Raw genomic sequence first — 12,713 nt, 5'->3', positions numbered from 1 at the left:
ATATGAAGAAATTTGCTTTATGGGCAGTAGCCGGACTATTCCTGGCCAGCTGTTCGCAACAAACAGAGAAGGGAGATTTTGTTATCAACGCACATATAGACAACGCTCCTTTGGGCAAAATATATCTGGAGGAACTGACACTTGAGGAAGCGAAGGTGGTGGATACTGCTGTGATAAAAGATGCCAGCGGTAAATTCACCCTGAAAGGTATACTCCCTGAACAGGCGCTCTACCGCATCCGTTTTGCTGAGAATAACCGCTTTATCCTGCTGGGACTCGATGCTGGTACCATGAGCATCGAAGGTGATTACAATCACCTGGAACAGGTTAAAATTGAAAATTCTGAAGCATCTTCAGAAATACAGCAACTGCTCAATGAGGCCAGCACAAAGAACCTGGCGCTGACGGCAGAAATGAAAACCCTTGACAGTCTCTATCAGGCTAAAACACCTGACAGTGTCCTGAAACCAAAGATGGCTGCTTTCGAAACCAAAAAACAGGAACTTGAGCAGTTCATCATGAAAGCAGCAACAGACACAAAATCGCCTGCCGTAGCTGCGTTCGCGTTAAGTATGGTGAGCACGCCCACTTTGCTGCAGGATCAGAAAGTGATCAACGAGATAAAGACCCGTTTTCCTGAAAATACGCTGATCACCAGCTTTACCAACAAGCTGAATGAAATATCTCAAAAGAATGCTTCTCCGGCAACAGATGCGATGGCCGGCGAAGAAGAGAATATGACCGCTGTAAAGATCGGCCAGGTTGCACCTGACTTCACCCTGCCTGACCTGTCAGGAAAAGCCACCAGCCTCAGTTCCTTCAAAGGAAAATATGTGCTGGTAGATTTCTGGGCCAGCTGGTGTAAACCATGCCGCATGGAAAATCCGAACGTGGTACAGGCTTACAACACCTACAAGAATAAGAACTTCACCATCCTCGGTGTATCTCTCGACAGAACCAAAGAGGCATGGGCAAAAGCAATACAGGCCGATGGCCTCACCTGGACACATGTAAGTGATCTGAAATTCTGGGAGTCTGCAGTAGTGCCTTTATACGGACTGAACTCTATTCCATCCAACATGCTGCTCGATCCGGAAGGAAAGGTAATTGCCGTTGGATTAAGAGGTCCTGAATTACAGGCTAAGCTTCAGGAAGTGTTGAAATAAAATTATCACCGCATAAAAAAAAGCGTCCACCAATTGGCAGACGCTTTTTTTTATTTAGGGATTGGCCACTGTCATTTTTTGTACCCCGGATTCTGTTCCATGTTACGGTTCACATCTGTTTCCCTTTGCGGGATAGGCAGAATAGCCGTATTAGAAGTTGCTTCAATCACACATCTCGGCGTATTCAACTGCTCCGGATTATTACAATGGGTTCTAACAATATCCAGCTTATTTCTTAAGAGGTCGAAATAACGATGCCCCTCAAACATAAACTCAACACGTTTCTCTTTGAGCACTGCTGTTAGTACGGCATTGTCTGCCACATTCTCCAATGCTCCCAGATTCCTGTTTGTACGGATCGCGTTTACATCTGCCAGTGCTGCAACGTAATTGCCTGCCTTTGCATACGCTTCTGCACGCGCCAGGTACATCTCTGAAATGCGCAGTATCTTAGGACTATGTAATCCTGAAATACCCTGCTGGCCGGTGAACTTATTATTCTGAAATTCTGAAGGACTGCCATTAAATGCAGAAATGAAAACCCTTCTTGCATCGTTTGGCTCCAACACATTCACCAGGTCGGGAGATACGCGTATATCCCCATAACCTGGTTTTCTAAACATCTGGCCCAGGTTGTCAGAACCAGCTGTCTGCGTGTCCAATATCTTCAAAGTGAAAATATCTTCTTTTGTACCAGGTGTATTGTAAAAATCCGCCAGGTTGTTTGCCGGCTGAATAACATACCCTGCGTTAATCACTCTTGTAGCTTCTGCGATGGCAGCGTTATTATCGCCTTTATACAGGTATACCCTGGCCAGCAATGCAGATGCTGCAAAGGAACTGGCATTGAAAGGATCGGTGATATCCTCAGCCAGTATTGATTTGGCCTCGGTCAGATCGGCAATGATCTGTGCATATACCTGGTCTACCGTATTTCTTGCTGGTAAGCCTACTTCGAATTTTGTTATCACGGGTACGCCCAGTGATGTACCCCCCCCGATAATATATGGCTCAGCAAAGAAACGCAACAGGTCAAAGTGTGCCAGTGCGCGGATAAACAGCGCCTGTCCCTTAGCCGCTTTTTTCTCTGCTTCAGTACCGTCACTGATAACAGGCACGCTATTAATAATATTGTTGGCCCTTAAGATGATAGCATAGGCCCTGTTCCAAATTGCAGTGGCATCCACATCTGAAACGATCCAGCTCAATCGCCAGCTGGGCAGGAAACGGTTACTGTTGCTGGTAGAAAGGTATACATTATCAGCAGTGATCTCTCCCAATATCAGGTAGTTCCTCCCATAGTAGTCAGTAGATCTCATCCCGGCATACATACCGTTTACAGCGGCGTTCACTCCCTTGATATTTGATAAGGCTTCATCCGTCGGCAACTTATCCGCCGGCGAAAGCGTCAGTTCTTTGTTACAGCCCTGAGCAGCATATAACAGGACTAACATAACAGTATACACGAATATTTTTTTCATATAAGCTCTTTACTTGAATTAGAAATTAACGTTTACGCCGAAGGTGATACTCTTGGCAGGAGGATATCTGAAGAACTCCATTGCGCTGATATCCTGCTCAGGGTCCCAGCCTGTATATCCTGTCCAGGTAGCGATATTCGCTGCCTGTGCATAGAATTTCACATCACTCAGGTTAACAGCCCGCATCCATCTCTTCGGAAGACTGTAACTAATGTTGATGTTCTTCAAACGAAGGAAGGAACCATTCTCCAGGTATCTCGTAGACTGCGCATTGTTAGCACCATGATTACCACCGGGAATCGGTTTGGGACGGTCTGCTATATCACCAGCCTTCCGCCAGTAGTTCTTGGTAGTCAGCTTATCATAGTTATATCCGAAATAAGCACCGTCAGCATCTCCCAGTATCCTTGTTCTGTTGAGGATCTTATTACCGGTCACGCCATAGAAGAATATGCTGAGGGAAACACCTTTATAGGAGAGTGTGTTTGTTAGTCCTCCGATAAATTTCGGCTGACTATTACCTACTATTTTTCTTTGTGCGAAGTTGATATTATTTGTTGTTTTGCCGTCTGCTGTATACCATAGCGGATCACCGTTATCTTTATCAACACCGGCCCATTCATTCAGGTACCAGCTCTGTACTGCTTCACCTACTCTGTGTAATTGTGTGGTAGAGGCAGATACATCCTGTCCGCCATACAGTGAGAGGATCTTATTCTTGTTTGTAGATACGTTCAATTCAGTCGTCCATTTCAGCCCGGAAGGAGCATCTATATTCTTACTGGTGATGAGCGCTTCTATACCTTTGTTCTCCAGTGAACCAACGTTTACGGGCTGTGTCAGGAAGCCACTGGTGGAGCTCACAGGTGTATTCATCAGCAGTCCGTCTGTCTGACGCCTGTACACATCAATGACAGCAGTCAGCCTGTTATTAAAGAAGCCAAGGTCCAGACCGATGTTAAATGATTTGTTCCGTTCCCATGTCAGGTTTCTGTTACCAATTGTGGAAGGAGCGTTGCCTGGTTCGCCATTATAAGCTGTACCATAATCATACAAAGCGGTTGCTACAAAGTTGTCAAAGTCAGCATTACCAGTCACACCATAACTACCTCTCAGACGCAGATCTGAAAAGACTTTCTGCGATTTCATAAATGGTTCGTCTATCGCTTTCCAGGAAGCACCCACAGAATAGAATGTACCATAACGGTTATTCACACCAAATCTGGAAGAACCATCTGTTCTTACACTACCGCTCAGGTTGTACCTGTTCTTAAAAGTGTAGTTCAACTGTCCGAGGTATGACAGGAACGTATATTCTGTACCGTTACCGCCTACGTCCTGTGGAACAGCAGTAACATCCAGTGCTTTCAGTTTACCTGTTACAAGACCAATACCATCTGCACTGATAGATCTTGATTTAAACCTGTTATATTCAGTGAGTGCAAGGTAGTCCAGCTGATGATCTTCACTGATCTTAATGGCACCACTGATTGACAACTGGTTGGTCAGTGTCGTGTTCTTCACATTCGCATTATAGATCTCACCACTCTTCGCAGGTTCCGCAGTATTGATACCATCGCCGGTAGTAGGATCGTAGAAAAGGGAAGCTTCACCATATACCAGGTCCATGTTCACTTTTTCCTGCACCTTCAGCCAGTCAAACACACGGTACCCTACTGTGAGTCCGCCTAAGCCCCTGAAGTTGGTCAGGCGTTTATCATTCAGTGGTACGGAGTAAAGGAAGTTATCGCCACTGGCGGCATTGTAGTCGGGCTCCAGTCCTGTATACAATGAGCCATCGGGCTTATAGGGACTCTGAAAAGGAGATACAAAGTAGGCTCCCAATATCGGGCTTGAGTAATAGTTTCCACCCATTGCATTATTCGCGTTGCTCTGCGACAGGTTCAGGTTCATTGCAATGTCCAGGTGGTCATTCACCTGTTGTGAAACATTGGAGATGACAGTATATTTTTTAAACCAGGAATTGATCACGGTTCCTTCCTGGTTCTGATATCCACCGGAGATGTAAAACTTTGTTTTTTCTGTTCCGCCAGAAGCAGCAATCCCATAATCCTGTGTACTTGCTTTGCGGAAACCGGCGCTGTGCCAGTCAAAGGCAGTCTGCATCAATGACATAGGGAATTCCTGATCTACTTCTGCAGGAGTGGCGCCGTTGATAGCCAACACATCGCGGTCGTAGGCCAGTGCTTCCGCCGGCGATAACATACCGGATTTACCGAAGCTGGCTTTTGCGGTACCATACTGCGCTCTTGCAGAGAAAGTAGTAACGCCGGCCTTCCCTTTTTTAGTGGAGATCACGATCACGCCATTAGCACCACGAGAGCCATACAATGCAGTAGCTGCAGCATCTTTCAGTACGTTAACGCTTTCAACATCATTGGCATTCAGGTTAGCCAGCAGGTCATTCGTTTGTAAGGCAAGACCGGAAGTACCGTTAATGTCCCTGCCATCTACGATAACACCATCTATTACATACAATGGTGCAGCACCGGCACTGATAGAACCCACGCCGCGGATCCTTACGTTCTGCACAGCGCCTGGTTGTCCGGATGCACCGCCGATAAATACACCTGCTGCTCTACCCTGTAAGGCCTGGTTAATATCAACGAATGGTGTGTTGGCCACTTTCTCACCAGCTACTTCAGCAACCGAGCTAACTTTCCTTTGTCTGTTCGTGTTACCATAACCGGTAGTAATGTATTCACTCAGCATATTATCAGCAATAAGCGACACTATTAGTGACCCACTATTACCGGGTTTCACTGTTTTCGCAGCAAACCCGATGGAGGAAACGATCAGCGACTGATTGGCGCCGATCTCAATACTAAAATTTCCATTCTGGTCAGTTGTTGTTCCTTTGTTAGCCCCCTGGATCCTGACAGTGGCGTAGGGTACGCCGGCGCCATCTTTGGCGTCTGTAATTTTTCCTTTGATCGTTCGTGTTTGGGCAAGCGCGGGCATCACGCTGATGGCCACGAATAGCCATAGGAGTACAATGTGTTTCATAAGCGATTTTGATTGATGAAAAAACGTCCGGTTATTTCTGCTACATAAAAAGAATGTTTAGGATAGTGCGACACGTCAGCAATCATGTGCAGCGGATATACACATGCATTACTGCTTTACGGATTTAACTGCAGGATGGGTTGTGGGTTACTCCTTAGGTAATAGGAATGCAGCCCCCATATCAGTCATTACAGAGAAAAACCGGGTTGTCAGTTCACTTGTTAAACAATAATTACAATTCCTTTCGTCGGGCAATTAAAGTGGTAATCGGGTTCACTCTAAGGAATTCGGATTCAGATTTTGGTTCAAAATACTCACAATACGTTCTAATGCAATATAATGAAATCACGCGAAATTATCCTGCACATTTTTTTCAATATAATGTAAGAAAAATGTTTCCGTATAACCCTTGCATATCCATCTCTATGCGCGATAGCACCGCTTACCATATATGAGTATAATGGGAAACTGAACACAAAAAAAGGGCGGCTGTTCACTGTGAACAGCCGCCCTTTTTTGTATAATAGCTGGTATCAGATCAATAGCCAGGGTTCTGATGACCTTTCAATGAAGGGCTCAGATCTATTTCGCGTTGCGGGATAGGTAGTATCACCCTGTCCGCGCCTGCTTTTTTATCCGGATCATTCGCACGCAATGATTGTCCTCTTCTTAATACATCCATTCTGCGATGACCTTCGAAACAAAGTTCTTTACGTCTTTCATTCAGGATAGCAGTGATCAGCGCATCGCCGGTAGCAAAAGTGCTGATGGTCCATTCCGGGAGTCCTGCACGTGTTCTCAAGGCGTTCATCAGGTCTATAGATTCCTGGTTCACACCAGCTGTAGCAGCCAATGCCTCCGCCCTGTTCAGGTACATCTCAGTCACCCTGATCATCGGTACGTTATCCTTTGCAGGAGATACATCCGGGAACTTCAGTGTGAATCTTCTCTTTTCGAGATTAGTGGCGGTACCTTCATCACTCATCGCAAATCTTTTGTCAATTGCCTCAGCAGAAAATGCCTGTATCAATTCAGGAGAAAAAGGGCAGAAACCACTGCCACCGACACTTGTCGGGCGATAGTACCCAGCCAGGCTGTTAGTACCGTAATTATCAGTTTCTGTATTCTGAATGGAAAACACATCTTCCTTTGTATTGCCATCATAGAAAGCATAATCACCGGCCAGTTTATAGTAAGGTGCATCCAGCACCGCTTTTGCATACTGCGCGGCCTTGTCCCATTGCTCACGGTACAGGTACAGTCTTGACAACAGTGCATTTGCTGCACCTTTGGTAGCGCGGCCTCTTGCCAGCATAGGATCACTGAAAGTATCGCTCAGGTCAGGTAATGCGTCCAGCAGATCTTTTTCTATCTGCGCCTGTACATCATTTACCGTACCTCTGGCAGGATAGGTAATGGTACCATCAAAAGCGGCGGTTACCACCGGAATACCAGGTGCTCCACCCTGCGATACCTGATAAGGCTGCGAAAAGAGGTTCAGCAGGTTAAAATAGAGGATAGCCCTCATGAATTTTGCTTCTGCTATATACATCTTCCGGTCAGCCGCTGTAAACGAAGCGTCCTTTATACCCGGCACTTTGTCTACCACTGCATTGGCCCCCATGATAGCATCAAAGTGAATACGCCACATCTCACTCACAATAGAGCTGGCAGGAGACGTGATGAAATTGCTGATATCACTCATGGAAGAACCCACATAATTGACATTATCTGCCATAAAATCGGCGATAATCTGCGTCTGACCTCCGCATACCTCCGGACGTTGAGAGCGGCTATAAACGCCATATAATGCGCTTAAAGCAGTAGGTCCGGAAGTAAATACCTCGTCAGTAGGAATCTGCTGCTCAGGATTCTGGTCCAGGTCTTTGCTGCAGGAAAACAGGCTGGTACAGGTAAGACCTGCCAGCAGCCATATCAATATCTTTTTTTGCCCGTTCATTTTGGCTGTTTTCATTTTTTAGAATAACAGGTTCACACCCACAGTGATTGTCTTAGGTTGAGGCAGGGAAAAGTAGGACTCTCCGGCTACCTGGCCATTCGAGCCATACAGGGATACCTCAGGATCAGCACCACGGAATTCCTTCTTTGTTACTGTCCAGAGATTCTGTCCCAGCACATATAACCTTGCGCCACTCAATACATGCGTATTGCTCAGCAGCGTTGATGGCAGATTATATCCTAATGTCAATGTCTTTAAGCGCAGGTAAGACCCGTCAAACAACTGTCTGGTAGATAACTGGTAAAACGGCATGGTCTTCCAGGAAGCGCTGGTTGCTGCCGGCGCAAATGCGTTATCTCCTGGTTTCTGCCAGTAGTTCAGCATGTCTTTGCTCAGATTGGAAGTAGTCAGTGTTGCATTATCCAGGGTCTGGAATTCATCCAACATAACTTTATTACCATATGAGAAGTAGAAATTAACGCCCAGATCAAATTGTTTATACCGTACGGTGTTATTGAATCCGCCAGTTAATTTCGGCATCGCATTGCCGGCTATTATCTGGTCGTTGGCAGTAGGAGTAGTCGTAGCTTTTCCGTCTTTGGTATACCATTCAGGATCTCCTGTTTGCGGGTTAATACCCTTATAATTGAGTACATAGAACGAGTTCAGTGCATAGCCCTGTATAACACGCTGACCACCATATGAACTGAGTATATAGTTTCTTCCTTGTTCATCCCTGGTATCTGAAGACAGCTGTAATACCTTGTTCTTCACAAAGCCCAGGTTAAGGGTCGTAGTCCACTGAAGATCTTTTGTACGTACAGGCACTCCTGTTATCTGCAGGTCTACACCGCGGTTACGCATTTTTCCAGCATTGCGGGTGGCATAGCCAAAACCTGTTGTAGAAGGTACTGCTAAGTACAACAGCAGGTCCTGTGATTTCTTGCTATAATAATCCACCGTCAGTTGTATCCTGTTGTCCAGCGCATTTACGGCCAGGCCCAGGTCAAATTGTTTGGTTTCTTCCCAGCTCAGGTTCGGGTTCTTGATCTGTGTAGGTCTTAATCCCGGCTGTCCTGCATAGCTGGCGTCACTGGCAGAATATAACCCCAGATAATCATAGTAGTTGATGCGGTCATTACCGGTTACACCATAGCTGGCTGTCAGTTTCATGTAGTCGATGAAACGTACCTCCTTCATAAACTGTTCCTGTGAAATGATCCACCCACCGGATACAGCCCAGAAGTTACCATACTTCTTATTGTCTCCGAAACGGGAAGAACCATCCCGGCGTAATGATCCTTCAAACAGGTATTTATCCTGGAAGCGATAGTTACCACGGAAAATGTAAGATTCCATTGCCCAGCGCTTACCGGTAGCAGAACCTGTGGTCACCGCGGCCGATCCCACATTGGGCAGCTGGTCATTTACGAAGCCCGTACCTGTTGCCTTGATATCATCATATCTTGCCGTCTCATAGCTATACGCGGCTAACAACGTTACCTGATGGTCTTTGCCGATCCTTTTATCGTAATTCAGGCTGTTAGTGCTTAACCACTTGTTATCCTGCCAGATGGTACGGCTGGCAGAACCGGGACTGGTAGTGGCGCCTGTTAGTTTAGCAGACCTGCGGATACGTTCTTCTGTTTCCAGGAGATCAATACCCCAATCGGTCTTTACCCAGAAGTCTTTCGTGATATTCACCTTTGCATAGGCATTGCCTGTATTGCGGCGGGTGTAATATTTATTAGTGCTTAATGCAATGTTGGCGAGTGTATTGGTGGTCGGATTGGCAAACTGGCCATCATCTGTATAAGCGGGAGTGAATGGCGTATTGAGGAAGGCTGCTGTATAAGGTGGCTGGTTGTTGTTGCCACTGGAATTTCCCTCCTGGTAAATACGATCCATGTTTGTGTAAGCAGTACTGAAGTTAACTCCCAGCTGTAAGTACTTGTTGGCGGTATGCTCCAGGTTCAGTCTTCCGGACAATCTTTGCAGATTGTTACCGATCACATAGTTGCCATCGTCCATATAGTTACCTCCTACATAGAAACGGGTCTTCTCGTCTCCTCCGCTGGCAGAAAGCGCATAGTTGTTCGTACGGCCGGTCCTGGTGACCAGGGAAGGCCAGTCAGTACTTTTTGCCGGGAAATCGACCGGTGCGATGCCTTTTACCTTGGTGATATAGTTGTTGTAAAAAGAACGGTATTCATCCCCGTTCATGACCTTCAGCTTGTCCGTAGGACTTACCCAACCGGTATAGTAATCCAGTTTAAGCTGTGTTTTATGGTTCAGGGCCCCCTTCTTTGTTTCTATTAATATCACTCCGTTTGAGCCCCTGGAGCCATAAATGGCCGCAGCTGCTGCATCTTTCAGCACGTTGATAGATGCGATATCTTCCGGATTGATTTCCAGCAGTGGATTCAGATTGGCACCACCGCCATAGGGGGTGTTGTAGGCACCATCGTTCAGCGGCACCCCATCCACCACAAACAATGGCTGGCTTCCGGCTGTAATGGAAGCAGTTCCCCTTACCCGGAGGAGAGAGGAATTACCCAGTAAACCGGAAGAATTGGTCATGTTTACCCCTGCTACCTGTCCCTGCAGCAGTTGCTGGGGCGATACAGCCGGTACATTCGTTATCTCGCTGGCTTTCACTACGGATACAGCTTCAGTTGTATACCGCTGCGCCTGTTCTCCATATCCCACCACGACCACTTCAGATAGCCGGGAAGATGCGGGGTGCAGTTTTATATCCAGCCAGGAGACATTTTCAGCAACCTTCACCTGGTGGGTTTCATACCCTACCATGGAGAATTGCAGTTCAGGCGTCCCTCCGATGCTCAGGGAAAAAGAGCCGTCTGGATTGGTGGCTACACGATAGGTAGTACCCTTAATGTGGATAGTAACGCCAGATAGCGGTGCTCCGCTATTCTCGGCTTTGACAGTGCCTGTAAGTGTCCTCATCTGTGCAAGAGCAGGCAGCACAGCCATTAATGAAAACAGATACAGGAATACTCCTTTTTTCATCAAACAGATTTTAAATTAATGCAGGAAGCAGCATTAGTGATAGTACCAAGATTAAAATACCCACATCTGTGGTTAAATGTGGTCAATTGTCCCCGTGTCTTTATTATTTTGAAAAACAGCCAGTCAAGCTAAAAGTATCACAAGATATAAAAATTCTTAAAAAGATATAGAGGTGTGCGGTTTAACATATAGTTATTCGAAAAAGATAGTTCTGGTATCAATACTCTTCTGAGTTATAATCAAAGTATAAGTAATAATAAAATAACCGACCTTCCATCTTTAATAGTTTAATATTTTTTATATTTGAATACTCAATATTTTAAACCGGAAACCCAATTTCAATTTTTCCCTAACCATTTACCAAATTCAACCCACTTTTTATGAAATTCATTATTACTATGCGATGGCTAATTGCCATATTTTTCATTTGTCTTCAATTACCATTATTAGCGCAAACTCCCCCCTATATAGATGGGCCATCATCTGTATGCCCTAATACCACCGTACGATTTGAGTTCAAACCCGCCGGCTGTTCGAGTGTAATATTTGGAGATGTACAAGGGCCGCTACCGGTAACGGTTGTATCCAGAACCAACAGCTACATCGACGTTATATTTCCACAAGTCTCCGGCAGCGCCCCGTTTCGTATTCTGGCCAGTTATAGCTGTCAGAATACAACACCTGCTGTCGGCAATCTCGTAAAGGAGGTAACGGTTAAAATGACAAGTGCCTCTTCTTCTTCTCTAAGCATTCCTTGTGAGTTTAGCGGCAACTATACTTTCAAGTATGGCATGGACCCTGCCGAAGCTACGAATATCAGCTGGAGCAATACTGCCGGATGGCCACAAGTGGGACAAATACAACCACCTTATGATGGGCAGGCAGGTATTAAAATGTCGGATGTAACGTACAATATCAACAATACGAGCTCAGGTACGGTAACAATTTCGTTTGGTAATTCGGGTTGTCCAAATCTTCCGGCATCAAGCCAGACATTTAACGTCACAAGGCCTACGAGTAACAGCCTCGCTGCCCCGGTTTTTACCACAAAGCCGACGCAGATGTGCCGTAATGCAACAACGACCTTTACAGTACAACCTTATGCCAATGCCATCAACTATACATGGAATTCCAGCCAACCGGGTATAAAGATCAATAACCAGACACCTCCTGTCACCATTCCAGCCAACAGCAACGGCAACAGCGTTACTGTAACATCCGGCAGCACCGATATAAATACCAATATCACTGTGACAGTAAATTCTGCTTGTGGTCAGACGTTGGCAGCCAGTGGTTCATTAACTGTAGGTCAGATCCAACTGAGAGTCACGGGCCCAACAATGGTGGCTGCAGGCGACATTTCCGATTATATATGTAGTCCTATTTTGGCTGGTGCAACCTATGAATGGCAGCCTGGGGGCGCTATCATCAGAAATGGTGACGGCTCTTATAAAATAAGGGCAGAATGGCCACAAGGAGTAGGAGGTGTTCCTACAACAGTGGGCGTAGTTGTATCAAATCACCCAGCTACCTGTGGTAGCTTTATTGTTGCCTACCTAGATGTATTTGTTGCAGACCCGGGGGTTTTCCTCATCTCTCCGAATCCAGCTAGCACAAATATCACTGTCAGTCTTCAAAACAGGATTTCTGCTAAAACCAACACTAAGGCGGCAGCGAAACCCGTCCAGATCAATGAGATTATGATCGTTGATAAGTTTAACAATATTAAAAAGGTTGTAAAATATCCATCAGGAACCAGCAATATATCCGTCGACGTAAGCAACTTGCCAGCAGACATGTATATACTACGTATCCGTAGCAACGACACCTGGATCAGTAGACAAATTATTGTAAGTGAGCATTAATCCAGCTACCTGATATAAGATGAAGAATAAAATTGCGGTACACCGGTTAAACTATATAAAGAGGGTGTCTCAAAAGTAATTGAGGCACCCTCTTTATTTTTAGTAAAAAAAAGGACGAAAAAATATCTTGGAACCATGATTCTTAGTAAATTAAGTCATGGCAAGAGGTAAAACATTATCAGTA

6 protein-coding genes are annotated in these 12,713 nt (G+C 45.6%); 2 read left to right on the top strand and 4 right to left on the bottom strand.

Annotated elements, in window-relative coordinates; genetic code table 11:
- The first annotated feature begins 2 nt into the window (after window positions 1–2).
- Window positions 3–1,166 (top strand): TlpA disulfide reductase family protein, encoded by a 1,164-nt coding sequence (locus tag CLV42_RS30910; RefSeq protein WP_211303566.1) that lies wholly within the window; start codon window positions 3–5, stop codon window positions 1,164–1,166.
- Between the two features lie 71 nt (window positions 1,167–1,237).
- Here the strand turns inward: CLV42_RS30910 and CLV42_RS30905 are convergent, their stop codons facing one another.
- The 4 genes from CLV42_RS30905 to CLV42_RS30890 all read right to left on the bottom strand — a co-directional run bounded on the left by CLV42_RS30905 (window position 1,238) and on the right by CLV42_RS30890 (window position 10,664).
- Window positions 1,238–2,647: a RagB/SusD family nutrient uptake outer membrane protein gene (locus tag CLV42_RS30905; RefSeq protein ID WP_106605810.1), complete on the bottom strand. Its 1,410-nt coding sequence runs from the start codon at window positions 2,645–2,647 to the stop codon at window positions 1,238–1,240.
- 18 nt (window positions 2,648–2,665) lie between these two features.
- Window positions 2,666–5,674 carry a SusC/RagA family TonB-linked outer membrane protein gene (locus CLV42_RS30900; protein WP_106605809.1) on the bottom strand — a complete coding sequence of 1,003 codons (3,009 nt, stop codon included), beginning with the start codon at window positions 5,672–5,674 and terminating at the stop codon, window positions 2,666–2,668.
- Window positions 5,675–6,212: 538 nt separating this feature from the next.
- Window positions 6,213–7,649 (bottom strand): RagB/SusD family nutrient uptake outer membrane protein, encoded by a 1,437-nt coding sequence (locus tag CLV42_RS30895; protein ID WP_211303565.1) that lies wholly within the window; start codon window positions 7,647–7,649, stop codon window positions 6,213–6,215.
- A gap of 3 nt (window positions 7,650–7,652) precedes the next feature.
- The gene (locus tag CLV42_RS30890) at window positions 7,653–10,664 is read right to left on the bottom strand and encodes a SusC/RagA family TonB-linked outer membrane protein (protein ID WP_106605808.1); all 3,012 of its coding nucleotides are present in this window, start codon (window positions 10,662–10,664) and stop codon (window positions 7,653–7,655) included.
- A gap of 380 nt (window positions 10,665–11,044) precedes the next feature.
- Between CLV42_RS30890 and CLV42_RS30885 the strand changes: the two genes are divergently transcribed.
- Window positions 11,045–12,529, top strand: coding sequence for a T9SS type A sorting domain-containing protein (locus CLV42_RS30885; protein WP_106605807.1), 1,485 nt, complete (start codon window positions 11,045–11,047; stop codon window positions 12,527–12,529).
- The last annotated feature ends 184 nt before the right edge of the window (window positions 12,530–12,713 follow it).

Origin of the sequence: Chitinophaga ginsengisoli (assembly GCF_003014595.1) — a bacterium.
GTDB lineage: Bacteria > Bacteroidota > Bacteroidia > Chitinophagales > Chitinophagaceae > Chitinophaga > Chitinophaga ginsengisoli.
This window is presented reverse-complemented; position numbering and strand designations above follow the sequence as displayed.

Bases quoted from the DNA above. Each gene is read 5' to 3' on its own strand.
- CLV42_RS30910 (WP_211303566.1), top strand. From the start codon at position 3: ATGAAGAAATTTGCTTTATGGGCAGTAGCCGGACTATTCCTGGCCAGC.
- CLV42_RS30905 (WP_106605810.1), bottom strand. From the start codon at position 2,647: ATGAAAAAAATATTCGTGTATACTGTTATGTTAGTCCTGTTATATGCT.
- CLV42_RS30900 (WP_106605809.1), bottom strand. From the start codon at position 5,674: ATGAAACACATTGTACTCCTATGGCTATTCGTGGCCATCAGCGTGATG.
- CLV42_RS30895 (WP_211303565.1), bottom strand. From the start codon at position 7,649: ATGAAAACAGCCAAAATGAACGGGCAAAAAAAGATATTGATATGGCTG.
- CLV42_RS30890 (WP_106605808.1), bottom strand. From the start codon at position 10,664: ATGAAAAAAGGAGTATTCCTGTATCTGTTTTCATTAATGGCTGTGCTG.
- CLV42_RS30885 (WP_106605807.1), top strand. From the start codon at position 11,045: ATGAAATTCATTATTACTATGCGATGGCTAATTGCCATATTTTTCATT.